General features: G+C 69.1%; 22 protein-coding genes. 14 read left to right on the top strand and 8 right to left on the bottom strand.

What is annotated here, in order from left to right:
- Position 1: 1 nt before the first annotated feature.
- Complete coding sequence (locus AC3ANJ_RS11920; protein WP_243224897.1) at positions 2-250, bottom strand: WhiB family transcriptional regulator; 249 nt, start codon at positions 248-250, stop codon at positions 2-4.
- Between the two features lie 216 nt (positions 251-466).
- Between AC3ANJ_RS11920 and AC3ANJ_RS11915 the strand changes: the two genes are divergently transcribed.
- Positions 467-865 (top strand): hypothetical protein, encoded by a 399-nt coding sequence (locus AC3ANJ_RS11915; RefSeq protein WP_488316486.1) that lies wholly within the window; start codon positions 467-469, stop codon positions 863-865.
- A 6-nt stretch (positions 866-871) separates the two neighbouring features.
- On the opposite strand, the gene bcp is transcribed toward AC3ANJ_RS11915, so the two are convergent.
- From bcp to aroA, 3 genes are read right to left on the bottom strand one after another with little or no spacing between them, the layout of a single operon-like run.
- The gene (gene bcp, locus AC3ANJ_RS11910) at positions 872-1,348 is read right to left on the bottom strand and encodes a thioredoxin-dependent thiol peroxidase (protein ID WP_488316485.1); all 477 of its coding nucleotides are present in this window, start codon (positions 1,346-1,348) and stop codon (positions 872-874) included.
- 9 nt (positions 1,349-1,357) lie between these two features.
- Positions 1,358-2,428: a ribosome small subunit-dependent GTPase A gene (rsgA, locus tag AC3ANJ_RS11905; RefSeq protein ID WP_406249660.1), complete on the bottom strand. Its 1,071-nt coding sequence runs from the start codon at positions 2,426-2,428 to the stop codon at positions 1,358-1,360.
- On the bottom strand, positions 2,425-3,744 hold the full coding sequence (aroA, locus tag AC3ANJ_RS11900) for a 3-phosphoshikimate 1-carboxyvinyltransferase (RefSeq protein WP_488316484.1): 1,320 nt from the start codon (positions 3,742-3,744) through the stop codon (positions 2,425-2,427). Before aroA ends, rsgA begins: the two co-directional genes overlap by 4 nt.
- Before the next feature lie 49 nt (positions 3,745-3,793).
- Here aroA and AC3ANJ_RS11895 point away from each other — a divergent pair, with 49 nt between their 5' ends.
- From AC3ANJ_RS11895 to AC3ANJ_RS11885, 3 genes are read left to right on the top strand one after another with little or no spacing between them, the layout of a single operon-like run.
- Positions 3,794-4,456, top strand: a complete 663-nt coding sequence (locus tag AC3ANJ_RS11895) for a sigma-70 family RNA polymerase sigma factor (protein WP_406249662.1) — start codon at positions 3,794-3,796, stop codon at positions 4,454-4,456.
- On the top strand, positions 4,453-4,698 hold the full coding sequence (locus AC3ANJ_RS11890; RefSeq protein ID WP_488316483.1) for a zf-HC2 domain-containing protein: 246 nt from the start codon (positions 4,453-4,455) through the stop codon (positions 4,696-4,698). Before AC3ANJ_RS11895 ends, AC3ANJ_RS11890 begins: the two co-directional genes overlap by 4 nt.
- A 53-nt stretch (positions 4,699-4,751) precedes the next feature.
- Positions 4,752-6,050, top strand: coding sequence for a GNAT family N-acetyltransferase (locus AC3ANJ_RS11885; protein ID WP_488316482.1), 1,299 nt, complete (start codon positions 4,752-4,754; stop codon positions 6,048-6,050).
- 91 nt (positions 6,051-6,141) lie between these two features.
- On the opposite strand, the gene AC3ANJ_RS11880 is transcribed toward AC3ANJ_RS11885, so the two are convergent.
- On the bottom strand, positions 6,142-9,807 hold the full coding sequence (locus AC3ANJ_RS11880) for a multifunctional oxoglutarate decarboxylase/oxoglutarate dehydrogenase thiamine pyrophosphate-binding subunit/dihydrolipoyllysine-residue succinyltransferase subunit (RefSeq protein ID WP_488316481.1): 3,666 nt from the start codon (positions 9,805-9,807) through the stop codon (positions 6,142-6,144).
- Positions 9,808-9,966: 159 nt separating this feature from the next.
- Between AC3ANJ_RS11880 and guaB1 the strand changes: the two genes are divergently transcribed.
- The 3 genes from guaB1 (at position 9,967) to AC3ANJ_RS11865 (ending at position 13,920) form a co-directional block, all read left to right on the top strand.
- Positions 9,967-11,421, top strand: a complete 1,455-nt coding sequence (gene guaB1 / locus AC3ANJ_RS11875) for a GMP reductase (RefSeq protein ID WP_488316480.1) — start codon at positions 9,967-9,969, stop codon at positions 11,419-11,421.
- 115 nt (positions 11,422-11,536) lie between these two features.
- A complete protein-coding gene (locus tag AC3ANJ_RS11870) occupies positions 11,537-12,856 on the top strand; it encodes a hemolysin family protein (protein WP_488316479.1) in 1,320 nt (439 codons plus the stop codon).
- On the top strand, positions 12,853-13,920 hold the full coding sequence (locus tag AC3ANJ_RS11865) for a hemolysin family protein (protein WP_488316478.1): 1,068 nt from the start codon (positions 12,853-12,855) through the stop codon (positions 13,918-13,920). Before AC3ANJ_RS11870 ends, AC3ANJ_RS11865 begins: the two co-directional genes overlap by 4 nt.
- 24 nt (positions 13,921-13,944) lie before the next feature.
- On the opposite strand, the gene AC3ANJ_RS11860 is transcribed toward AC3ANJ_RS11865, so the two are convergent.
- On the bottom strand, positions 13,945-15,012 hold the full coding sequence (locus tag AC3ANJ_RS11860; protein ID WP_488316477.1) for an NADH:flavin oxidoreductase/NADH oxidase: 1,068 nt from the start codon (positions 15,010-15,012) through the stop codon (positions 13,945-13,947).
- 51 nt (positions 15,013-15,063) lie between these two features.
- Between AC3ANJ_RS11860 and AC3ANJ_RS11855 the strand changes: the two genes are divergently transcribed.
- The 5 genes from AC3ANJ_RS11855 to AC3ANJ_RS11835 all read left to right on the top strand — a co-directional run bounded on the left by AC3ANJ_RS11855 (position 15,064) and on the right by AC3ANJ_RS11835 (position 19,296).
- On the top strand, positions 15,064-15,894 hold the full coding sequence (locus tag AC3ANJ_RS11855) for an ADP-dependent NAD(P)H-hydrate dehydratase (RefSeq protein WP_488316476.1): 831 nt from the start codon (positions 15,064-15,066) through the stop codon (positions 15,892-15,894).
- A complete protein-coding gene (locus AC3ANJ_RS11850; protein WP_488316475.1) occupies positions 15,891-17,105 on the top strand; it encodes a hypothetical protein in 1,215 nt (404 codons plus the stop codon). Before AC3ANJ_RS11855 ends, AC3ANJ_RS11850 begins: the two co-directional genes overlap by 4 nt.
- 2 nt (positions 17,106-17,107) lie before the next feature.
- Entirely contained in the window at positions 17,108-17,422 is a 315-nt protein-coding gene (locus AC3ANJ_RS11845) for a thiamine-binding protein (protein WP_488316474.1), read from the top strand.
- A 90-nt stretch (positions 17,423-17,512) separates the two neighbouring features.
- Positions 17,513-18,646 carry an MFS transporter gene (locus AC3ANJ_RS11840; RefSeq protein WP_488319271.1) on the top strand — a complete coding sequence of 378 codons (1,134 nt, stop codon included), beginning with the start codon at positions 17,513-17,515 and terminating at the stop codon, positions 18,644-18,646.
- A 23-nt stretch (positions 18,647-18,669) separates the two neighbouring features.
- Positions 18,670-19,296, top strand: a complete 627-nt coding sequence (locus AC3ANJ_RS11835) for an NUDIX hydrolase (RefSeq protein ID WP_488316473.1) — start codon at positions 18,670-18,672, stop codon at positions 19,294-19,296.
- Positions 19,297-19,302: 6 nt separating this feature from the next.
- On the opposite strand, the gene metX is transcribed toward AC3ANJ_RS11835, so the two are convergent.
- Both metX and AC3ANJ_RS11825 read right to left on the bottom strand, forming a co-directional pair.
- On the bottom strand, positions 19,303-20,511 hold the full coding sequence (gene metX, locus AC3ANJ_RS11830) for a homoserine O-acetyltransferase MetX (protein WP_406249674.1): 1,209 nt from the start codon (positions 20,509-20,511) through the stop codon (positions 19,303-19,305).
- 108 nt (positions 20,512-20,619) lie between these two features.
- Positions 20,620-21,942, bottom strand: a complete 1,323-nt coding sequence (locus tag AC3ANJ_RS11825) for a bifunctional o-acetylhomoserine/o-acetylserine sulfhydrylase (protein ID WP_488316472.1) — start codon at positions 21,940-21,942, stop codon at positions 20,620-20,622.
- Between the two features lie 150 nt (positions 21,943-22,092).
- On the opposite strand from AC3ANJ_RS11825, the gene AC3ANJ_RS11820 reads away from it, so the two are divergent.
- Together AC3ANJ_RS11820 and AC3ANJ_RS11815 are read left to right on the top strand one after the other, a co-directional pair.
- The gene (locus AC3ANJ_RS11820; protein ID WP_488316471.1) at positions 22,093-22,875 is read left to right on the top strand and encodes an SDR family oxidoreductase; all 783 of its coding nucleotides are present in this window, start codon (positions 22,093-22,095) and stop codon (positions 22,873-22,875) included.
- Between the two features lie 7 nt (positions 22,876-22,882).
- Positions 22,883-23,614: a uracil-DNA glycosylase gene (locus AC3ANJ_RS11815; protein ID WP_488316470.1), complete on the top strand. Its 732-nt coding sequence runs from the start codon at positions 22,883-22,885 to the stop codon at positions 23,612-23,614.
- The last annotated feature ends 5 nt before the right edge of the window (positions 23,615-23,619 follow it).

Below are 23,619 nucleotides of genomic sequence, written 5' to 3'. Positions count from 1 at the left end.
ATCAGCTGGCGCGGCGGGCGCGAGCGGCGCGGCGCTTGAGCGCGCGACGCTCGTCTTCGCTCAGGCCGCCCCAGACGCCCGAGTCCTGGCTGGTCTCCAGGGCGTACTGCAGGCAGATCTCGGTGACGGTGCAGGTGGCGCAGACGGCCTTCGCCTTCTCGATCTGATCGACGGCCGGTCCGGTGTTCCCCACGGGGAAGAACAACTCGGGGTCGACGGTCAAGCAGGCGGCCTTATCGCGCCAGTCCATGGGGGCTCCTCAGTGTGGTTTCTTACGAACCAGCGGATTTTCGATGGCTCTGATTCGGGCGGCGAAGAATTCGGGTTCCGCTACCCTGGGTTAAGTGATGCGAGCGATTGCTCGCCCCACGCCGCTGTGGGAGCACATGACGGTTAACATTGTGTTACAGCTTCCGCACGAAATCAAGGGTTTTGTGCATTCATATCCGATTCTCAGGGGAACACAGTGAACGCTCCTGGCCTCGCCCGTGCGGCGGCCGCCGTCCTCGCCCTGGAGGGCATCGCCCTCGTCGTCATCGCTCTGATCGAGACGTTCGGCCTCGGATCGGGTGACGCCGCGAACCTCGCGACAGCGCTCGCGCTGATCGTGCTCACTGTGATCGGCGCCGCTGCGCTCATCGCCTTCGCCATCGGAACGCTGCGCGGCCTCTCCTGGGCCCGCTCAGGGGGAGTGGTCCTTCAGGTGCTGGCCGTCGCACTGGCCCTCGCGGCGCTCACGTTGCAGCCCGCTCCATGGCTGTTCGTGGTCGCGGTCGGTGCGCCGGGCATCCTGGGTTTCGTCCTGCTGCTCTCGAGCGCACGTCGTGAGATCGAGCCGAACGAGCCGTCCGCCGACGGCGAGTGAACCCGATCAGGCGTCGACGCCGAGGATCCTGCGCAGCCGCGCGACGTGTCCCGTCGCCTTGACGTTGTAAAGCGCGTGCGTGATGACGCCCTGCTCATCGAGGACGAACGTCGATCGGATGACGCCTTCGACGACCTTGCCGTAGTTCATCTTCTCGCCCCACACGCCGTAGGCGGTGTGCACGGCGTGGTCGGGGTCGCTCAACAGCATGAAGGTCAGCGCGTCGCGGTCGCGGAACTCCGCCAGCTTCGCAGGCTCGTCGCGCGAGACCCCGACGACCCGGAAGCCGGCGCCCTGCAGCGATGAGATGCTGTCTCGGAAGTCGCAGGCCTGCGTGGTGCAACCGGGCGTCATGGCAGCCGGATAGAAGTACAGCACGACCTTCTCGCCGCGCAGATCGTCCAGTCGGACGGGGGAGCCGTCCTGGTCGAGCAGCGTGAAGTCGGGGGCGGTCGAGCCGGGTGCCAGGCGCAGTTCAGTCACGCGTCAAGCCTAACGCCCCGGTGTCTGCTCCGCCTTGTCGGCGAACGTCTGCAGCAGCCGCTGCAGCGAGTCGAGACGCGACAGCTCCGCAGGGCTGAGCTCGCCGCGCTCGGCGGCCTCGATGAGAGCGCAGTCCGGCGCATCGGTGAGGTGCGTGCAACCGCGGGGGCAGTCCTCGGCGATCGCGGCGAGCTCGGTGAAAGCCGCCAGGATGTTCGCCGGGTCGACGTGGCCGAGGCCGAATGACCGCACACCAGGGGTGTCGATCACCCAACCGGTGCCGTGTTCGCTCTGGTACCGCAGCGACACGGTGGACGACGACGTGTGACGCCCGCGGCCGGTGACCTGGTTCACGTGTCCTGTGGCGCGGTCGGCCGACGGGACCAGTGCGTTCACGAGGGTCGACTTCCCGACGCCGGAATGCCCGACGAAGACCGTCGAGTGTCCGATCAGCGCTTCGCCGATCTCGTCGACGGGCATCTCCTCCCTGGCGCTGGTGAACACCCGAAGGTCCAGGCCTTCGAAGTGCGCGAGGAAGGCAGTCGGATCCTGCAGATCGGTCTTCGTGACCACGAGCAGCGGTCGGATGCCGGCATCCAGCGCCGCGACGAGATATCGATCCACCAGACGGGGACGCGGCTCGGGGTCCGCTGCGGCGACCACGATGAGCATCTGATCGGCGTTCGCGACCACGACGCGCTCGATCAGATCGGTGTCGTCCGCGCTGCGGCGCAGCAGCGACGTGCGTTCGACGATGCCGACGATGCGCGCGAGCGTGCCCACGTCGCCCGTGGTGTCGCCGACCACTCTGGCCAGGTCGCCCGTGACGATGGGAGTGCGCCGCAGCTCGCGGGCCCTGGTCGTCGTGATGGTGCGCTCGTCGTCGGTGCCCTCGTCGATCATGACGGCGTAGCGGCCGCGGTCGACCCCCAGCACACGGCCGATCTCGGCATCCTCGTGCGCTGGTCGACGCTTGGTCCGCGGGCGGTTGGCCTTCGGATTCGGGCGGACCCGGATGCTCGACTCGTCGAAGTCCTCGAACTCGTCGTCGAGGTCGTCGTCCGGATCGAGCCAGCTCACAGCGACCCCAGCATCCGCTCCCACAGCAGCATGAATTCCGGCAGGGTCTTCGCGGTCGTTCCGATGTCGTCGATCTCCACGCCGGGCACGCGCAGTCCGACCAGCGCGCCGGTCGTCGCGATGCGGTGGTCGTGGTGCGCGACCCAGGTGCCACCGCTGAGCTCGCGCGGAACGATGCGCAGTCCGTCGGAGAGCTCTTCAGCTTCGCCGCCCAGCGCCCGGATGTTGCCGACCAGCGCGGCGATGCGGTCCGTCTCGTGCAGGCGGATGTGTCCGATCCCGCGGATCGTCGTGGCGGAGTCCGCGAACAGGGCCAGGCCGGCGATGGTCGGCGTGAGCTCGCTCGCCGCCGACAGATCGAGATCCACGCCGCGGATGCCGGAACCGGCGCGTACGGTCAGATCGCCGTGCTGACGACTCGCATGCGCGCCCATCACCTGGAGGATGTCCGGCAGGAGTGCGCCCGGCTGCGTGGAGTGCAGTGGCCAGCTCTTGACCGTCACATCGCCGCCGGTCACCAGCGCCGCGGCGAGGAACGGGGCGGCGTTGGACAGATCCGGCTCGATCGCGATCTCCTTGGCGCGGGGCACTCCGGCCTCGACCAGCCATTCCCCGGTGGCAGGGCGTTCGATGCGGATGCCGCGGCGGCTGAGCGACTCGATCGTCATGTCGATGTGCGGCAGGCTCGGGAGGTGCTCGCCGGTGTGCACCAGATGCAGACCGACGTCGAACCGCGGAGCGGCCAACAGCAGGCCGGAGACGAACTGACTCGACGCCGAGGCATCGATCTCGATGCGTCCGCCGCGGATGCGGCCGTGACCCCGGATGGTGAACGGCAGCGACCAGGTGCCCTCGTCGTCGATGTCGACGCCGAGGTCGCGCAGCGCCGTGATCATCGCACCCATCGGACGATGCAACGCGGTCTCGTGCGCGGTGAGGTGCACATCGTCGCGCGCGAGACCGGCGAGCGGTGCGATGAAGCGCATCACGGTTCCCGCCTGTCCGCAGTCGATCGTGACGCCGCCGGCGAGAGGTGCGGGGGTCACGACGAGATCCGGACCGAACTCGTTTCCGGCATCCACTTCCTCGATGCCGGTGCCGAGTGCGCGCAGCGCGTCGATCATCCGGCGCGAGTCGTCGGAGTGCAACGGAGCCACGAGTCGCCCTGGGCCGTCCGCGATGGCCGCGATGATGAGCTCGCGGTTGGTCAGGGACTTCGACCCTGGAACGGTCACGGTCGCGTGCACGGAACCGTCGGCGGTGGGAGCGGCGTAGGCGCCGCGGGCGGGGGCGGGGGAATACCGTGTGTCACTCATCGGTTCCCACTGTAGTGAACGGTGGTGCGTACACCGAGAAGGAGTGGTGATGATCGCGACGGTCGATCAGGAATTCGCGGACATCGTCGGCCTAGACTGGCCGGTGATGGATGACACCGCACCTGCCGACACGGTCGGCGACGCTCGGCGTGAGTTCGAGGAACAGGCGATCCCGTACATGGATCAGCTCTATGCCGCGGCCATGCGCATGACACGCAACCCCGCCGACGCGGCGGATCTCGTGCAGGAGACCTTCGTGAAGGCCTTCGGCTCGTGGTCGTCGTTCTCGCAGGGGACGAACCTCAAAGCGTGGCTGTACCGGATTCTGACGAACACGTACATCAACATCTACCGCAAGAAGCAGCGCGAGCCGTTCCAGGGCACGATCGATGAGCTCGAGGACTGGCAGCTGGGCGGTGCGGAGTCGACCACGGCGTCGCACAGCCGTTCGGCCGAAGCGGAGGCGATCGACCGGATGCCGGCTTCCGTGGTGAAGGATGCGCTGCAGGAGCTGCCGGAGGACTTCCGGCTGGCCGTCTACTTCGCTGATGTCGAAGGCTTCGCCTATCAGGAGATCGCCGACATCATGAAGACCCCCATCGGCACCGTGATGAGCCGTCTGCATCGTGGCAGACGGATGCTGCGGGAGCTGCTGGCAGATTATGCCGCTGAGCGAGGAATCGCCACGGCCGGTACGAGGAGCAGGAAATGAGCGACTGCGGCTGCGAGAAGGCGCGTCAGGATCTGGAGGAGTACCTCCGCAACGAGGTCTGCAAGACCGAGCACGCCGAGATCCGCGAGCATCTGGAGAACTGTCCAGGGTGCCGCGACGAGGCGCGCGTGGCCACGACCCTGACCGAGGTTCTGGCCCGCGCCTGCAAGGAGACCGCCCCCGAGGAGCTGCGCGATCAGGTGTTCGCGAAGCTCCGGGCGGTGCAGGCAAGCGCTCACTGAGCGCACCGCTCTGACCGCGTCGCAACGTCGGACGGTGCCCATAGGCTGGTGCCATGACTGACGCACGCAGTATCCCCGTCGACCCCGCGTCCGCCGAGCGGCTGGCGGGTCAGGGCCTCACCTATCGCTTCATCGACACCGCATCGGATGCCGATACCGAGGCGTTCCTCCGTGCCGACGCCCGCGGCTTCCTGGATTCGGATCCGACCGCCGAGCAGGTGACCGATCAACGCTCGATGCTCGTCGATCGGCGCAACATCGGCGTGTTCGAGGCCGATGCCCCCGTCGGCACGTGGCCGATCGCGACCGTGAACTCGTGGGTCACGCCGCTCACGGTCCCCGGCGGCGAACTGGACATGTGGGCGATCAGCTCGGTCACGGTATCGGGCACGCACCGCCGCCGTGGCATCGCGAGGGCGCTGCTGGAGGGCGAGCTCCGCGCCGCGGCATCCGCCGGCGTGCCGATCGCCGGCCTGACCGCGTCGGAGGCGACCATCTACAGCCGCTACGGCTTCGCTCCGGCGATCCCCGTCGCGCGCGTGAAGATCGACGCTCGACGCGCGGGATGGGTCGGACCGGACGTCGCAGGGCGGGTCGAATACATCGACCGCGAGGTGCTCAAGGACAACCTCGGCACCGTGCACGAGGTCGCGCGCACCCTGCGCTCCGGACAGATCGCCGGTTGGCCGGGGCGCTGGGCGCGGGCGGCAGGGCTCTCCGCCGGGCACCCGAACGCGACCGCGATCCGAGGCGTCCGCTACCGGGATGCCTCTGGCGCGGTCAGGGGCGTGATGGCCTACAGGCTCACCGAGATCCCCGGTGCGTTCCGCTGCCAGCTCGAGATCCAGCACCTGTCCACGGTGACCCCCGACGCGCTCATCGCGTTGTGGCGCTTCGCCGTGCAGCACGACCTCGTCGACACCGTCACGGCGGGTCTGCGCCCGGTCGACGACCCGATCACGTGGCTCGTCGCCGACCAGCGCGCCATCGAATTCACCGTGCACGACCACGGCTGGCTGCGCATCCTCGACGTGCCGGCCGTCCTGGGCGGACGCACCTATCGCGCTCCGCTGGATCTCGTCCTGCGCGTCGACGACCCGTTGGGATTCGCGCACGGGTCGTGGCGTCTCACGGCCGGTGCCGACGGCCGGGCATCGGTCTCGGCCGTCGATGACGGCGCATCAGCGGACGTGTCGCTCGACATCGTCGCGCTGTCCGCGCTGTGCGCCGGGGGAGTGAGCGCCGCTCAGCTGCGCGCGGCCGGTCGACTGGAGGCGACAGCGGTCGTCGGGGCATCCCTGGACGACGCGTTCCGCTCCGTCGAGGCTCCTCAGCTGGCGATCTGGTACTGAGCCGCCGTCTCGACCGCCCGGCCCGGCGCAGGTCCCTGCGACGCGACGAAGCCCACCCGAGATCGGGTGGGCTTCGTCGTACGTGCGTCGATCAGACGGTGAGCGCCCGCTTGAGCAGATCGGCCTGCTCGAGCGCGTGGACCTTCGACGAACCGGTCGCCGGCGACGCGGACGCCGCCCTGGCCACCGTGCGGAACTGGCGCGGCCCGGGGACCTCGGCGAACGCGAGCGCCAGGAACGGCCAGGCGCCCTGGTTCTCCGGCTCGTCCTGGACCCAGACGAGCTCGGCGTTCGGGTACGAGTCCGTGATGGCCTTGAGCCCGTCGATCGGAGTCGGGTACAGCTGCTCCAGCCGGACCAGGGCGACCTCCGGGTTCGGGTTCTTGTCGAGTTCGGCGCGCAGATCCCAGTGGATCTTGCCGGAGTGCACCAGCACGCGCTTCACCGCGGCGCGGTCGAGGCCGCGTGCGTCGTCGACGACCGGCTCGAAGCGGCCCTGCGTGAAGTCCTCGACGGGGCTGGTCGCGCCGCGCAGGCGCAGCATCGCCTTCGGGGTGAAGACGACCAGCGGCTTGCGCGGCCGGGCGTAGGCCTGGCGACGCAGCAGGTGGAAATAGGATGCCGGAGTCGACGGCCGAGCCACTATCATGTTCTCCTGCGCGCACAGCTGCAGGAAGCGCTCGATGCGGGCGGAGGAGTGATCCGGTCCCTGACCCTCGTAGCCGTGGGGGAGCAGGAGCGTGACGCTGGACTGCTGGCCCCACTTCTGATCCGCGGCCGAGATGTACTCGTCGATGACCGACTGAGCGCCGTTCGCGAAGTCGCCGAACTGCGCCTCCCAGAGCACGAGCGCCTCGGGGTTCTCCACCGAGTAGCCGTACTCGAACGCCATGGCCGCGTACTCGCTGAGCAGCGAGTCGTACACCCACACGCGACCCTGGTTCTCGGACAGGTTGGCCAGCGGCAGCCATTCCTGGCCGTTCGCGCGGTCGTGCATGACGGCGTGGCGCTGCACGAACGTGCCGCGGCGCGAGTCCTGGCCGGCCAGCCGGACCGGCGTGCCCTCGACGAGCAGCGAACCGAACGCGAGCAGTTCTCCGAAGCCCCAGTCGATGCCGCCGTTGCGGCTCATGTCGACGCGCTTGTCCAGCAGCTGCTGGATCTTCGGGTGGACCGTGAAGCCCTCGGGCTTGTTGTTGAACGCGTCGCCGATGAGGTGGATGACCTCCGAAGCGACACCGGTCACCTCGGGGGCGCCGACGGTCTCCTCGACGGGGGAGAGCACCGGTGCGATCGGTGTGGCACCGGTCTCGGCGGCGTGCGTCTCGGCGAACGCGACCTCGAGGCGACGCTGGAAGTCGTCCTTGGCCTGCTCGTACTCCTCTTCGGTGATGTCGCCGCGACCGACCAGCGATTCGGTGTAGAGCTTGCGGACCGAGCGCTTGGCCTGGATCAGATCGGTCATGAGCGGCTGCGTCATCGACGGGTCGTCGCCCTCGTTGTGGCCACGGCGGCGGTAGCAGATCAAGTCGATCACGACGTCGCGGTGGAACCGCTCGCGGTACTCGAAGGCGAGCTGAGCGACGTGGATGACGGCCTCGGGGTCGTCGCCGTTCACATGGAAGATGGGTGCCTGGATCGTCTTGGCGACATCCGTCGCGTAGACCGAGGTGCGGGCGTCGGTCGGGGTCGTGGTGAACCCGACCTGGTTGTTGACGACGACGTGCACGGTGCCGCCGGTGCGGTAGCCGCGCAGCTGCGACATCTGAAGGGTCTCGACGACGACGCCCTGTCCTGCGAACGCGGCGTCGCCGTGCACGAGGATCGGCAGCCACGAGAACGTCCCGATGGGCTTGCGGTCCTGCTTTGCGCGGACGATGCCCTCGAGGACGCCGTCGACGGTCTCCAGGTGCGAAGGGTTCGCGGCGAGGTACACCGGAAGCTCGGAGCGGTCATCGGCGACGAAGGTGCCCTCGGTGCCGAGGTGGTACTTCACGTCGCCGGAGCCGCGCTGGTTGCCCGGCGTCTGCGTGCCCTCGAATTCGCGGAACACCTGTCCGTACGTCTTGCCCGCGATGTTGGTCAGCACGTTCAGACGGCCGCGGTGCGCCATGCCGATCGCCGCACCGTCGAGGCCGGCGGTGGCCGCGCCCTGCAGGATTTCGTCCAGCAGCGGGATGAGTGACTCGCCGCCCTCGAGCGAGAAGCGCTTCTGGCCGACGAACTTCGTCTGCAGGAAGGTCTCGAACGCCTCGGCCTCGTTGAGCTTGCGCAGCACGCGCAGCTGCTCGTCGTGGCCGGGCTTCTGGTACTTGACCTCGACCTTCTCCTGGAACCAGCGGCGCTGCTCCGGATCCTGGATGTGCATGTACTCGATGCCGAGCGTGCGGCAGTAGGAGTCACGGAGCACACCGAGGATGTCGCGGAGCTTCATGACGCGCTTGCCGCCGAAGCCGCCGGTCACGAATTCCCGGTCCAGGTCCCAGAACGTCAGGCCGTGGCTCTCGATCTCGAGATCGGGGTGCGAGCGCTGCACGTACTCCAGCGGGTCGATGTCGGCCATCAGGTGTCCGCGCACGCGGTACGAGTTGATGAGCTCCTGCACGCGGGACTGCTTGTCGACGCGCTCGGCGAGGTCGACGGCGATGTCCGGGTTCCAGCGGATCGGCGCATACGGGATGCGGAGCGCGGCGAAGATGTCGTCGTAGAACCCGCGCTGACCGAGCAGCAGCTCGTGGACCTTCTTGAGGAACTCGCCGGAGCCGGCGCCCTGGATGACGCGGTGATCGTACGTGCTGGTCAGTGTGATCGTCTTGCCGATCGCCAGCTCGTTGAGCGTCTTCGCGCTCGCGCCCTGGAACTCGGCGGGGTAGTCGAGGGCACCGGCGCCGATGATGCAGCCCTGGCCCTTCATCAGTCGCGGCACGGAGTGCACGGTGCCGATGCCGCCGGGGTTCGTCAGCGAGACCGTGGTCCCCTGGAAGTCCGCGGCGGTGAGCTTGTTGCCGCGGGCGCGACCGACCAGGTCCTCGTACGCGGACAGGTACTCGCTGAACGTCAGCGTGTCGGCGCGCTTGATGCTGGGCACCATCAGGGCGCGCGTGCCGTCGGGCTTGGGCAGATCGATCGCGATGCCGAGGTTCACGTGAGCCGGCGCGACCACCGACGGCTTGCCGTCGAGCTCGGCGTAGAACACGTTCTGGCTCGGGAACTCCTTCAGCGTCTGGATGAGCGCCCAGCCGATGAGGTGCGTGAAGCTGATCTTGCCGCCGCGGGTGCGCGACATGTGGTTGTTGATGACGATGCGGTTGTCGATCATCAGCTTGGCCGGGATCGTGCGCACGCTCGTCGCGGTGGGGACCGTGAGGGATTCGTCCATGTTCGCCGCGAGGGTCTTGGTCATGCCGCGCAGCGTCGTGACCTTGTCCTCCTCGGAGGAAGGCTGCTCGGTCGCCTTCGCCTCCGGCTTGGGAGCCTGGGCGGGGATGGGTGCGGGAGCGGCGGGCTTCGCGGTGGTGCGGGCGACCGGCTGGGAACCGATCACGGGGATCGGAGCCGTCACGGGGTGCGCAGGCGTCGCTTCGGCCGGAGCGGCCTTCGCCGCGGCATCCGGCCGGTAGTTCTCGAGGATCGGCCACCATTCCTTGTCGACGGAGTTCCGATCCGCTGTGAACTGCTCGTAGAGCTCGTCGACGAGCCAGGAATTGGCTCCGAACCCCCCGTCGCCCGATCCGACGCCGGTCCCTTGGCTCGACACGCTCGATCGCCCTCTTTCATCGCTGAAGCACTGTGCCACACACGGCGTCAGGATGTCCCCTGCGCCCATGCATTCTCGACACCAAGCCTAACGTGTTTTGTCCCCCGGATAGTCGACACGACAGGACCCGGAAGGCGCGCGGAAAGCTACCGTGGAGGTATGGACTTCCTCGGCGCGCAACCCACAGTCGACCTCACCTACTCCGATGTGTTCCTGGTGCCGCGTCGATCCGGCATCACGAGCCGGCTTCACGTGGATCTCGCGCCTCACGACGGTACCCCGGCGACGCTGCCTCTGGTCGCCTCCAACATGAACTCCGTGACAGGGCCGCGCCTTGCCGCGGTGCTGGCCAGGCGCGGCGGCCTCGGCGTGCTCCCGCAGGACATGCCGCTGCAGGAGCTGGATGCTGCGATCAGAGCGGTCAAGGCGCAGCCGGTCGCGTGGGACACGCCGCTGGTGCTGCCGCCGAGCACCTCAGTCGCCGACGCGCTCCGGCTGCTCCCCGCGACGGAAGGACACGGCATCGTCGTCGCCGAGGGGCAGGGGCGCATCGACGCCGACGCCGTCCGCGGCATCCTGCCGGCCACGAGGCTGGCCACTGCTCTCCCCGACGCGCAGCTGGGCGATCTGGTCCACGCCGGCACGCCGGCGCTGGATGCCGAAGACGTCACCGACGGTCGGCAGGCCTTCGACGTCATCACCGAGGCCGGAGTGGAGACGGTGAGCATCGTCGATCACGGCCACCTGGTCGGTACCCTGAGCGCGCGCAGTGCGCTGCGCTCGACCCTGTACCGGCCCGCCGTCGACGCCGACGGACGCCTCGCCGTCGCCGCGGCCGTCGGGATCAACGGCGATGTGGCAGGCAAGGCCAAGGCGCTCGCGGCCGCCGGTGTCGACGTCCTCGTCATCGACACCGCGCACGGCCACCAGGAGGGGATGCTCGCTGCGCTCTCCGCGGTGGCGGCGTTGAACCTCGGCATCCCGATCGTCGCAGGCAACATCGTCACCGCCGACGGCGTCAAGGATCTCGTCGAGGCCGGCGCGTCGATCCTCAAGGTGGGCGTCGGGCCGGGTGCCATGTGCACGACGCGCATGATGACGGCCGTCGGACGGCCGCAGTTCTCGACGGTGCTCGAGACGGCCGAAGCCGCCCGAGCGTTGGGCGCGCATGTGTGGGCGGACGGCGGAGTGCGGTATCCGAGGGATGTCGCCCTCGCACTCGCGGCCGGTGCCGCGTCCGTCATGATCGGCTCCTGGTTCGCCGGCACGATCGAGGCGCCTGGGCAGCTGCAGACCGACACCCAGGGGCGGATCTACAAGGAATCCTGGGGCATGGCGTCGACCAAGGCGGTTCAGGCGCGCTTCGGACGTCTGGACGCCTATGAGCGCGCGCGCAAGGAGCTCTTCGCCGAGGGCATCTCGTCGTCGAAGATCTATCTCGACCCGCTGCGACCCGGCGTCGAGGATCTGCTGGACATGATCACGTCCGGAGTGCGCTCGTCGTTCACGTATGCCGGCGCCGCGAGCGTGCCCGAATTCCACGACCGCGCCCTGGTCGGGCTGCAGTCCGCCGCGGGCTACGAAGAGGGCAAGGCGCTGCCCGTCAGCTGGTGAGTTCTCGGCGCGAGCACCACGAACATCTGTAGAATCGTCGCACTATGGACGACCCTCCCAGTTGCAGTCTCTCGCCCCACCGCCCGACCTTCCGCACTGAGGAAGGGAGCAGTTGATGGATTACGTCCTGCTGGGCGTGGGGCTCCTCCTGACAGTCGGCACCGGCCTGTTCGTGGCGAGCGAGTTCGCGCTCGTCAATCTCGACCGTGCGGAACTCGAGGCGCGCCAGTCGCGCGGCGAGTCGCGCCTCGCGATGACGATCGGCGCCCTCAAGCACACCTCGACCCATCTCTCGTCCGCGCAGCTGGGCATCACGCTCACGACGCTGCTCACGGGCTACACGATGGAGCCGGCGATCTCGCGCCTGCTCGGCCCTGTGCTGACCTCCTGGGGTCTCGCCGAGGCGGTCGTCGCTCCGATCTCGACGGTGGTCGGGATGCTCGTCGCCACCGTGCTCTCGATGATCCTCGGCGAGCTCGTGCCGAAGAACTTCGCTCTCGCGCTGCCGCGGCAGACCGCGAAGCTGGTCATTCCGTTCCAGGTCGCGTTCACGACGGTGTTCAAGCCCGTCGTCCGGCTCCTCAACGGCAGCGCGAACGCCGTGCTGCACGGTATGGGGATCGAACCCAAGGAGGAGCTCTCGGGTGCTCGCAGCGCCGAGGAGCTCTCCTCGCTGGTCCGCCGCTCCGCGATGGCCGGTGTGCTCGAAGCGGACACGGCCTCCCTGCTCGATCGCAGTCTCACGTTCGCGCGTCTCACGGCGGCCGATGTCATGACGGCCCGACCGAGTATGCACGCGCTCGCCGTGGGCGATTCGGCCGATGACGTGATCCAGCTGGCACGGCGCACCGGACACAGCCGGTTCCCGGTCTACGACGACGACCTCGACGACATCACCGGCGTGGTGCACCTCAAGGCGGCCGTCTCGGTTCCGCGCGAACGACGCTCGGAGGTGCCGGTCGGCGCTCTCGCGACCGAGCCGCTGCGCGTTCCGGAGACGGTCCACCTGGACAACCTCATCTCCGAGCTGCGCGCCAAGGGGTATCAGCTCGCGATCGTCGTCGACGAATACGGCGGCACGGCCGGCGTCGTGACGCTCGAGGACCTCGTCGAGGAGATCGTCGGCGAGGTCTCGGACGAGCACGACCGGACCAGGGCGGGCATCGTCCGCGGGCGCGGCTCGATCACGTTCCCCGGTGAACTGCGCCCTGACGAGCTGCGGAGCCGCACCGGCGTCCACGTCCCGGAGGGCGAGGTCTACGACACCGTCGCCGGCTACGTGATGAGCGTCCTGGAACGTGTCCCAGCGGCCGGGGACGAAGTCACTCTCGACAGCGGCGTGCTGGAGGTGGTGCGCATGGACGGTCGACGTGTCGATCGGCTGCGCTACACCCCGACGCCGGTCGATGTCGCACCGGAGGAGGTGTCCCGATGAACGATTGGGCAGGATTGGTCTGGCTCGTCGTGCTTCTCGCGGGCAACGCCTTCTTCGTCGGTGCCGAGTTCGCCGTCATCTCGGCGCGGCGCTCGCAGATCGAACCACGTGCGGAGCAGGGGTCCCGTGCGGCGAAGACCGCGCTGTACGCGATGGAGCACGCCACTCTGATGCTGGCGACCTCGCAGCTGGGCATCACGATCTGCTCGCTGCTGATCCTGAACGTCTCCGAACCGGCGATCCACCATCTCCTCGCGGTGCCCATGCACGCGCTCGGCTGGTCGGATGCCGTCGTCGACGTCACCGGATTCGTGATCGCGCTGGTGCTGGTGTCGTTCCTGCATGTCGTGTTCGGCGAGATGGTGCCGAAGAACCTGGCGTTCTCCGTCCCCGATCGCGCCGTGCTGATCCTCGCGACCCCGCTCGTGTGGGTGTCGAAGCTGTTCCACCCGGTCATCTGGGTGCTCAACGCGGCCGCGAACGGGGTGCTGCGGCTGTTCGGCGTCGAGCCGAAGAACGAGGCGGCGTCGACGTTCACGATCGATGAGGTCGCCACGATCGTCAACCAGTCACGGCGAGAGGGCCTGCTGAACGATGCCGCGGGGACGGTGCGAGCCGCGGTGGAGTTCACCGACAAGAAGGCACGTGATGTCGCCGTTCCGCTGGCCGAGCTCGTCACGCTGCCGCCGTCGACCACGCCGGACGACATCGAGCGGGCCGTCGCCCGCTACGGCTTCTCGCGTTACGTGATCGTCGACGACGACCAGGCCCCGATCGGCTACGTCCACCTCAAGGACATCCTGCGTGCCTCGGAGGGCGCGGATGCCGAGACGAAGGTCGCGGCTCCCATCCCGCCCAAGCGGATCCACCATATGGTCCCCGTGCAGGAGGACACCGACCTGGAGGATGCGCTCGCGGTCATGCGCCGTGCCGGCCGTCACCTCGCGAAGGTCAGGAACGCACAGGGCGAGACCACGGCCGTCCTGTTCCTGGAGGACATCCTCGAGGAGCTCGTCGGCGAGGTTCAGGACGCCACCAGGCGCGTCGTCCACCGCGGAGAGTGATTCACGCGGTGGCGGTGAGGCGACTCACCGCCACCGCGCGCGCTCGTACTGCGACGGCCACGGAATCTCCACGCCCAGCTCGTGCGCAGCGCGCAGCGCGAAGTGCGGGTCGCGCAGCCACTCCCGTCCCGCGAAGATCGCGTCGGCGTCTCCGTCCTCGAGCACGCGCTCGGCCTGCTCCGCTGCGGTGATGAGGCCGACGGCCGAGGTCGGGATCCGCCCGCCGCGGCGCACCGTTCCTGCCAGTCCCACCTGGTACCCGGGGAAGACGTCGATGCGTTGATGGGCGACCAACCCTCCGCTGGACACGTCGATGAGGTCCGCGCCGTGCTCGCGCGCCCATTCGCCGACGATCGTCGCCTCGTCGGGTGAGAACCCGCCGTCGGCGTGGTCGGTGGCGGAGATGCGCACGAAGACGGGAACCGCTTCGCCCGCGATCCGGCGGACCGCGTCCAGGATGCGCAGCAGGAGACGAGCGCGGTTCTCGAGCGACCCGCCGTACTCGTCTTCGCGCAGGTTGGACAGCGGCGAGAGGAACTGGTGGATCAGATATCCGTGTGCGCCGTGCAGTTCCAGCACGTCGAATCCGGCATCCAGAGACCGGCGTGCGGCTGTGGCGAACGCGTCCACGAGGTCGTCGATGTCGGCGATCGCCAGCGCTCGCGGCGTGTCGAATCCCTGGAACGGCACCGCCGAGGGTGCCGTCGTCACCCAACCGCCTTCGGATGGCGGCACCGACCCGCGCTGGCGAGCCCACGGCCACCACGTCGACGCCTTGCGTCCGGCGTGCGCGAGCTGGATGCCGGCCAGCGCACCACGGGCGTGGATGCCGTCGACGATCGGAGCCCAGGCATCCCGCTGCTCGTCGGTCCAGATGCCGGCGTCCCGCGGGCTGATGCGCCCTTCAGGCACGACGGCCGTCGCCTCGGCCACGACGAGCCCGGCGCCACCGGATGCGAACTGCGTCAGGTGCGTGCGGTGCCAGTCCTGCACGACGCCGTCGACGGCGCTGTACATGCACATGGGGGACACCCAGAGGCGATTCGGGAAGGTGACGGAACGCAGACGCAGGGGAGAGAAGAGCAGGCTCACCCTTCGACGCTACTGCCAGTCGAGCGCGCACCGGCCGAATAGCATGGGGGCATGGTCGAGGTGCGCGAGTGGGGGAGGGAGGACTCCGTCCCGTTCGTGCGGGTACCAGGACCGGCGGACGACAAGTACTCCCGCGGCGTCGTGGCGGTGCGCACGGGGTCGGACGCGTACCCTGGGGCGGCCGTGCTGTCCGTCGAAGCGGCCTGGCGGACCGGTGCCGGCTACGTGCGCTACCTCGGTTCCGCCGCGGATGCCGTGCTCGCGCGTCGGCCGGAGACGGTCGCCGCACAGGACATCGGCCGCACCAGAGCGGATGCCTGGGTGATCGGGTCGGGAACGGATGCCGCGTCCCGCACCTCCGAGGAGACGGGTGCCCTGCGCACGATTCTCGACGGCGCTGCGCCGGTCGTGGTCGATGCCGGCGCACTGGATCTCGCACCCGGTGCGGCCGCCCCGCTGCTGGTGACCCCGCACGCGGGCGAGTTCGTCCGGCTGCGCGAACGCCTGAGCCTCGCGCCGGACGGCAGCGGCGACAGGGTCGCGGACGCAGCGCAGACCGCCGGCGCGCTCGGGAGAACCGTGCTGCTCAAGGGGTCGCGCACGATCATCGCCTCATCGGATGGCTCCGTGATCGCCCTGCCCCCTGCTCCGGGGTGGCTCGCGACGGCGGGCAGCGGCGACGTGCTGGCCGGCGTCCTCGGTGCGCTTCTGGCCGCGAATCGCGGAGCCTCCGTCGCCGAGACCGCGGCGGCGGGCGCCTGGCTGCACGGCCACGCCGCTCGTCTCGCCGCCGGCATGGTCGATGGCGGTGCCGGGCGCCCGATCGTCGCCCTGGATGTCGCCGAGGCGCTCCCGCATGCGATCGCGGATCTGCTCTCGTGAGGCGTCGCACCGTGCCCCTGTGGGCGGCCTTCCTGCTCGTGCACGTTCTCACCGCCTGGTTCGGCTGGGTGTACCCGAGCCAGCCGATGGGCGACGTGGTGCTCGTGTACGAACCGTGGTCGACATCGGCGCTGACCGGCGGCACGATCATGGGCATCACCGAGCCATGGGTGTATCCCCAGTTGGCGCTCGTGCCGATGCTGATCGTGAAGGCCCTGTCGCTGCCGCTCGTGGCGACGATGGGCGCGCTCGGTGCCTATCTCGTGGCCTGGGCGGTGCTCGTCACGCTGCTGGATGCCGTGGCTCTCTGGTTCCTCATCGGACGGCGACCGTCGGCGCCGCGACGAGCTGCGGCGTGGTTCTGGACGGCGGCGCTGCTGCTGCTCGGGCCGATCGCGCTGTATCGGCTCGATGCCGTCACCGTGCCGCTCGCGATCATCGGCGGGCTGCTGCTGCTGCGGCATCCGGTCGTCGCGACGACCCTGCTCACGATCGGCGCCTGGATCAAGATCTGGCCCGGTGCGCTGGTGCTCGCAGCCGTCGTCGCGGCACGCGGTCGGCTGAAGATCCTGCTCGCGGCCGCTGGGGCGAGCGCCGGCATCGTCGTCGTGCTGTTCCTGCTCGGCGCGGACCAGCATCTGTTCGCCTTCCTGTCGCAGCAGACCGGTCGCGGGCTGCAGGTCGAGGCGGTCGCTGCCACGCCGTATCTGTGGGCGGCGCGCGCGGGGCACGCCTCCGTGGGGTACAGCTTCGAGATCCTCACGTTCCAGGTCGAAGGCTACGGCGTGCCGTTCGTCTCCGACATCCTCACCCCGATCATGCTGCTCACGGTCGGCGCCATCACCGGACTCGCAGCCGTCAAGTCGGCGCGGGGCGGATCGTTCGCACGTCTGTTCCCGCCGCTGGCGCTGTCGCTGGTGGCGGCGCTGATCGTCACGAACAAGGTCGGCTCCCCGCAGTTCCAGACCTGGCTCATCGCCCCGCTCGTGCTCTGGTTCGTGTACGACAGGACCAGGGCTCGTGTCCCGGCGGCGCTCGTGCTGGTGCTGTGCGGCCTGACATGCCTCATCTATCCGCTCACGTACGATGCGCTGCTGCGCACCGAGTTCGTCCCCGTGCTGCTGCTCACGGCGCGCAACGTGCTTCTGATCGTCCTGCTCGTGATCGGCATCCGCTCGATCGTCCGAGTCCCCATCCCCTCACGGAGGTAAACATGCTCATCGCATTCTCTGTCGCCCCTTCGGGCGACGGCAGCGCGGACGGATCCGTGCATGATGCGGTCGCCGCCGCTGTCACCGTCGTCCGCGACTCCGGTCTGCCGCACCGCACGACGAGCATGTTCACCGAGGTCGAGGGGGAGTGGGACGAGGTCATGGACGTCGTCAAGCGCGCCACCGAGGCCGTCATGCCGTTCGGTTCGCGAGTGTCGCTCGTGCTCAAGGCCGACATCCGCCCCGGCTACACCGGTGAGCTGGACGCGAAGATCGATCGGCTCGAGACGGCGATCCGGGACTCCGATTCCGCGTAGCATTGTTGGGTGAACCACTCCTCGACTCTCTCGAGGGGTGCGGCGACGAAGGCGCTCCTCTCTCTCGCCATCGGCTCCTTCGGTATCGGCATGACCGAGTTCGTCGCCATGGGGCTCCTGCCCGACATCGCGCAGGACCTGCTGCCGGATCTGTGGGCGGCATCTCCTGAAGAGGCGATCGGCCGCGCCGGACTCCTGATCTCGCTGTATGCGCTCGGCGTGGTGATCGGCGCGCCGACCATCGCAGGGCTGGTCGCGCGCTTTCCGCGGCACCGGGTCATGATCGGACTGGCGCTCGCACTCACGCTGTTCAACGCGTTGACCGTCGTGCTGCCCAGCTTCGGACTCGTCGGGGCCTCCCGGCTTCTCGCCGGACTCCCGCACGGCGCGTACTTCGGCATCGGGGCGCTCGTGGCCGCCGACGTGCTGGGTCCTGGGCGACGCGCACAGGGCGCGGCATTCATCCTGACCGGTCTCACGATCGCGAACGTCGTCGGTGTGCCTCTGGGCACCTACCTCGGTCAGAACTACGGATGGCGCACCGCCTTCCTTCTCGTGGCGGTCGTGTTCGCCGTCGCGACGCTGTGCATCGCACTGTTCGTCCCCGAGCACGAGGGCGACCGAGGACGCGGGATGCTCAGTGAGTTCGGCGTCTTCCGCGTCGGGCAGGTCTGGCTGACTCTGGGCATCGGAGCGATCGGCTTCGGCGGCTTCTTCGCCGTGTACAGCTATGTGTCGCCGCTCGTCACTGAGATCGCCGGATCGCCCGAATGGGCGGTGCCGATCGTGCTCGTGCTCGTCGGCATCGGCATGACGGTCGGCAACCTGCTGGGCGGGTACCTGGCGGACCGCGACCTGCAGCGCACGCTCATCGTCGGGATGGCGCTGCTCGCCGGCATCCTGGTGCTGCTGGCGGTGCTGTCGACGAACATCCTGCTGCTCGGTCTGCTGGCGATGGCCGTCGGTGCGGTGTCGGCCATGCTGAGCCCGGCGATCCAGACTCGCCTGATGGACGTCGCCGGTGACAATCAATCCATCGCCGCAGCGCTCAACCACTCGGCGCTCAACATCGGCAACAGCCTCGGCGCCTTCCTCGGCGGAGCCGCGATCGCCCTGGGCTGGGGCTACACCGCGCCAGCCTGGATCGGAGCAGCACTGGCGCTGGTGGGCCTGGGCATCACGGTGCTCGCGTTCCGGATGCAGCGGCAGAGCGTCATCGCCTGAACGGAAGCTCGTAGAGTGGCGGCATGGTGGATGAGCTGCCGCTGGCCGGGACCGTGGTGCTGCTGCGCGACCGCGGAGACGCGCCGGAGGTGCTGATCCTGCGACGGCCGACTCGCGGCTCGTTCGCCGGCGCGTGGGTGTTCCCCGGCGGACTCGTGGAGGACGGCGACCGCGCGGCGGGCGCGTCCGGACAGGATGCCGCCCGCATCGCCGCGGCGCGGGAGTGCTTCGAGGAGGTCGGCCTGCGTCCGAGCGGACTGGTGGCGCTGTCGCGCTGGATTCCCCCGTTCCAGGCGCCCAAGCGCATCGGCACGTGGTTCTTCGTCGCCGCCGACCCAGGGGGCGAGGTCGTACCGTCCCTGGACGAAGTCGTCGACTGGCGGTGGATCTCGCCCCTGGACGCGCTGGATCGTCACGCCGCGGGGGAGATCGAGTTGTTCCCACCGACCTGGGTGACGCTGCACGAACTCTCGCGATACCGCTCGACGGCCGAGGCGCTCGCCGCGGCATCCGATGCTCCGACTTTCGCGACCAGGCTGCTCCCCGGCGACGTGTTCTGCTGGATCGGCGATGCGCAGCATCCGGATGGAGACTCCGGAGTGCACCGGCTGGAGACGGCCCGGCGGCCGTGGCGGTACCGACGCGAGTGAGGAGCGTCAGCTCGCGAGCAGTCGGCGCAGGTGATCGCCGACGACGTCGGTCTCGATGAGGAAGCCGTCGTGCCCGAAGTCGCTCGTGAGGACGACGGCCTCGTCGCCGTCGAGCGTGTTCGGGATGCTGCGGGCGATCCGATGCTGGCCTTCCAACGGGAAGAGCCGGTCCGTGTCGATGCCGAGGACGAGGGTCGTGGCCGTCACGGCGCGCAACGCGTCCTCGATGCCGCCGCGGTCGCGGCCGACGTCGTGCGAGTTCATCGCCTCGACGAGCGTGATGTAACTGTTCGCATCGAAACGACGGGTGAACTTGTTGCCGTGGAAGTCCAGGTAGCTCTCGACCGCGAAGCGCCCGCCGTGGCCGAGCGGCGACAGATCGGACTGCCACGAGCGCTGGAAGCGGCTGTTCAGCTCGATCGGCGACCGGTAGTTCAGCATCGCCATGCGGCGCGCGAGCGCGAGACCCCGATGCGGACCCTCGCCGGTGGCCGCGTCGTAGTACTCGCCGCCCTCGAAGCGCGGATCCATCCGGATCGTCTCCAGCTGCAGCATGTTCGAGGCGATCTGATCGGCCGTGCTGGCGGGCGGCGAGGCCAGGATCGCGAGACGCCGGACGCGCTCGGGGTGCGTGGCGGCCCACTCCAGCGCGTGCATGCCGCCCATGGAACCGCCCACCACGGCCGCCCAGCGGTCGATCCCGAGCGCATCGGCGAGCCGCACCTGAGCGGCCACCTGGTCGCGAACGGTGAGGTAGGGGAACCGGGACGCCCATTCGTAGCCATCAGGGGCGACACTCGCCGGCCCGGTCGAGCCCTGGCACCCGCCCAGGATGTTGGGGGCGATCACGAACCAGCGGTCGGTGTCGATCGCCGCCCCAGGACCGACGACCTCGCCCCACCAGCCTGCTGTGGCGTGACCGGGCCCCGCGTCGCCGCGGACGTGGCTGTCGCCGGTGAGCGCGTGGTTGATGAGGATCGCGTTGTCGCGCTCGGGGTTCAGCTCGCCCCAGGTCTCGTAGGCGATGCGGATGCCTGGCAGCTCCTGCCCGCTCTCGGTGCGGAAGGAGCCGAAGGCGGCGAATCTCCGCTCTCCGATCGGATCGCCGTCGCGCCATGCTCCGGTTGCGGGGGGACGTGCGCGCATCATGCTGGCCTGCGCCTCGGTCACGCGCCGCGAGGGCACCGTCTCCTCCGAGGTCGTCTGCCAGTCCATTCCTCCATTCTCGCCCGGTTCGGGTCGCGGTGGCGGAAGGTTACGTGTCTGGACGCACGGATGCCTCGGACCACGTGGTCCGAGGCATCCTGTCCCGTGAGGCGGGGCTTATGCGCGCGCGGCGTCCGAGACGCGACGCGCGGCGGCGAGGGCCTGCTCCAGGTCCGCCTTGAGGTCTTCCACGTTCTCGAGGCCGAGCGACAGGCGCACGAGCCCCGGCGTCACTCCGGCGGTGAGCTGCTGCTCGGGGGTGAGCTGCGAGTGCGTGGTGGATGCCGGGTGGATCACGAGCGAGCGGACGTCTCCGATGTTGGCCAGGTGGCTGAACAGCGACAGGCTGTTCACGAACTCGCGTCCGGCCTGGACACCGCCCTTCAGCTCGAACGACAGCACCGCGCCGACGCCCTTGGGCAGGTATTCGTTGGCCTTGGCGTACCAGGGCGAGGTCGGAAGGCCCGAGTAGTTGACGCTCGCGACGTCGGGGTGGTTGTCGAGCCACTCCGCGATCTCCTGGGCGTTCTGCACGTGGCGCTCGACGCGCAGCGAGAGCGTCTCGATGCCCTGGATGAGCTGCCAGGCGCTCTGCGGCGAGATCGCGGAGCCGAGGTCGCGCAGCAGCTGCACGCGTGCCTTGATGATGTAGGCGAGCGCGTCGCCGACGGCGGTCGTGTAGCTGGCGCCGTGGTAGGACGGGTCCGGCTCGGTGAGCCCGGGGAAGCGCTCGACGTTCTTGGACCACTCGAACTTGCCGCCGTCGACGATGACGCCGCCGATCGTCGTGCCGTGCCCGCCGAGGAACTTGGTGGCCGAGTGGATGACGATATCGGCGCCGTGCTCGAACGGACGCAGCAGATACGGCGTGGCGATCGTGTTGTCCACGATGAGCGGGACGCCGGCCTCGTGCGCGACGTCGCTCACCGTGCGGATGTCGAGCACGTTGATCTTGGGGTTGCCGACGGTCTCGCCGAAGAACAGCTTCGTGTTGGGGCGGACCGCGCGGCGCCATTCCTCGGCGTCGTCCTGGTTCTCGACGAACGTCGTCTCGATGCCGAGCTTGGCGAGCGTGTACTTGAAGAGGTTGTAGGTGCCGCCGTAGATCGAGCTCGACGAGACGATGTGGTCACCGGCTTCGGCGATGTTCAGCACCGCGAAGGTCGACGCTGCCTGGCCGCTGGCCAGCAGCAGCGCGCCGGTGCCGCCCTCGAGCGCCGCGACGCGCTGCTCGACGACATCCTGCGTCGGGTTCTGGATGCGCGTGTAGATGTTCCCGAACTCCGCCAGGGCGAACAGGTTGGCCGCATGGTCCGCGTTGTCGAACACGTAGGACGTGGTCTGGTAGATCGGCGTGGCACGGGCCTTGGTGACCGGATCGGGAGCGGCGCCCGAGTGGATCTGCTTGGTCTCGAAACGCCAGGACTCGGGTGCGGACATTGGGTTCCCCCTGGAACTCTCGGATGCGGGTATGGCGGGTGCCGTTGCAGCGAGAGTACGGAACAGGGATGCCTGTCAACAACAGTCCGGAAATGTGACGTAACACGCGTCGACGTGGGAAACCGTGCAGAACGTCGTACGGTGGATGACATGGTGACAAGGCGCGCAGTGGTGACCGGAGCGAGCACAGGAATCGGAGAGGCGACCGTTCGCGCGCTGCGCGCGAGCGGCTGGGACGTCGTCGGCGTCGCGCGGCGCGAGGATCGCCTCGCGACGCTCGTCTCCGAGACGGGAGCGTCGGCCGTCGCGTGCGATCTGACCGACGCCGCCGCGGTCGAAGCGCTGATCTCCGAGCTCGAGTCGACGGGGCCGGTGCACGCCCTGGTGCAGGTCGCCGGTGGTGCGCGCGGCACCGATCGCATCGAGGACGGCTCGGTCGACGACTGGCAGTGGATGTACGAGGTCAACGTGCTCGCGACGCAGCGGCTCGTCGCCGGACTCATGCCGCTGCTGCGTCGCGCGGCCGAGGCCGACGGACACGCCGACACGATCTTCGTGACTTCGACCGCCGCCCAGGTGGCTTACCCGGGTGGCGGCGGGTACAACGCGGCCAAGGCCGCCGAGGCGATGCTGGTTCGCGCGCTGCGTCAGGAGCTCAACGGAGAACCCATCCGCGTCGTCGAGATCGCCCCTGGGATGGTGCACACCGAGGAGTTCACCCTCAACAGGCTCGGCGGCGATCGGGTCGCGGCCGACGCGGTCTACGCCGGGGTCGAGGAGCCGCTGCAGGCCTCCGATGTCGCGGATGTCATCGCCTACGCACTGAACGCGCCGGGTCGCGTCAATCTCGATCTCGTCACGATGCGCCCGGTGGCGCAGTCCGCGAACCACCTTCTGGCGCGCGGTCCGCTGCGCCCGCGTCTCGAGGGCTGAGCGACGGATGCCGCATCGCTCGCTGACCGAGCTGGCCGACGCGGGGCTGATCGACCAGGGGTGGGCTGAGGCTCTCGCTCCGGTCGCGGACGTCATCGCAGGGCTCGGCGAACGGCTGCGCGCCGAGCAGAATGCCGGGCGCGGGTATCTTCCCGCGGGGGAGAACGTGCTGCGGGCTTTCCAGCGTCCCCTCGACGACGTGCGCGTGCTCATCTCCGGTCAAGACCCGTATCCGACACCCGGACATCCGATCGGATTGTCGTTCGCCGTCGACCGGCACGTCCGCCCGCTGCCGCGCAGCCTGGTCAACATCTACCGGGAGCGCGCGTCGGATCTCGGCATCCCGCCCGCACCGCACGGCGATCTGACCGCGTGGAGCGACCAGGGCGTCCTGCTGCTGAACCGCGTATTGACGGTGCGCCCCGGGGAAGCGGCTTCCCACCGCGGCTGGGGATGGGAGCAGGTCACCGATCTCGCGATCCGCACGCTCGTGGCGCGGGATCGACCTCTGGTCGCGGTGCTGTGGGGCAAGGATGCCGAGAAGCTGCGGCCGCTGCTCGGTTCCGCACCCGTGATCGCGTCCGCGCATCCGTCGCCGCTGTCCGCGAGCCGCGGGTTCTTCGGTTCGCGACCTTTCTCGCGTGCGAACGCGCTGCTCGAACAACAGGGCGCGGATGCCGTCGACTGGCACGTGGCCGGAGAACAGGAGAAGGCGCAGCTGCCCGGACTCACGTTCTAAGCTGA

This window comes from Microbacterium sp. STRO-1N, from assembly GCF_057748015.1.
This window is presented reverse-complemented; position numbering and strand designations above follow the sequence as displayed.

Coding starts and splice junctions, on each gene's coding strand:
- AC3ANJ_RS11920 (WP_243224897.1), bottom strand. CDS start 250: ATGGACTGGCGCGATAAGGCCGCCTGCTTGACCGTCGACCCCGAGTTG.
- aroA (WP_488316484.1), bottom strand. CDS start 3,744: ATGAGTGACACACGGTATTCCCCCGCCCCCGCCCGCGGCGCCTACGCC.
- AC3ANJ_RS11895 (WP_406249662.1), top strand. CDS start 3,794: ATGATCGCGACGGTCGATCAGGAATTCGCGGACATCGTCGGCCTAGAC.
- AC3ANJ_RS11890 (WP_488316483.1), top strand. CDS start 4,453: ATGAGCGACTGCGGCTGCGAGAAGGCGCGTCAGGATCTGGAGGAGTAC.
- AC3ANJ_RS11885 (WP_488316482.1), top strand. CDS start 4,752: ATGACTGACGCACGCAGTATCCCCGTCGACCCCGCGTCCGCCGAGCGG.
- guaB1 (WP_488316480.1), top strand. CDS start 9,967: ATGGACTTCCTCGGCGCGCAACCCACAGTCGACCTCACCTACTCCGAT.
- AC3ANJ_RS11870 (WP_488316479.1), top strand. CDS start 11,537: ATGGATTACGTCCTGCTGGGCGTGGGGCTCCTCCTGACAGTCGGCACC.
- AC3ANJ_RS11865 (WP_488316478.1), top strand. CDS start 12,853: ATGAACGATTGGGCAGGATTGGTCTGGCTCGTCGTGCTTCTCGCGGGC.
- AC3ANJ_RS11855 (WP_488316476.1), top strand. CDS start 15,064: ATGGTCGAGGTGCGCGAGTGGGGGAGGGAGGACTCCGTCCCGTTCGTG.
- AC3ANJ_RS11845 (WP_488316474.1), top strand. CDS start 17,108: ATGCTCATCGCATTCTCTGTCGCCCCTTCGGGCGACGGCAGCGCGGAC.
- AC3ANJ_RS11840 (WP_488319271.1), top strand. CDS start 17,513: ATGACCGAGTTCGTCGCCATGGGGCTCCTGCCCGACATCGCGCAGGAC.
- AC3ANJ_RS11835 (WP_488316473.1), top strand. CDS start 18,670: ATGGTGGATGAGCTGCCGCTGGCCGGGACCGTGGTGCTGCTGCGCGAC.
- metX (WP_406249674.1), bottom strand. CDS start 20,511: ATGGACTGGCAGACGACCTCGGAGGAGACGGTGCCCTCGCGGCGCGTG.
- AC3ANJ_RS11825 (WP_488316472.1), bottom strand. CDS start 21,942: ATGTCCGCACCCGAGTCCTGGCGTTTCGAGACCAAGCAGATCCACTCG.
- AC3ANJ_RS11820 (WP_488316471.1), top strand. CDS start 22,093: ATGGTGACAAGGCGCGCAGTGGTGACCGGAGCGAGCACAGGAATCGGA.
- AC3ANJ_RS11815 (WP_488316470.1), top strand. CDS start 22,883: ATGCCGCATCGCTCGCTGACCGAGCTGGCCGACGCGGGGCTGATCGAC.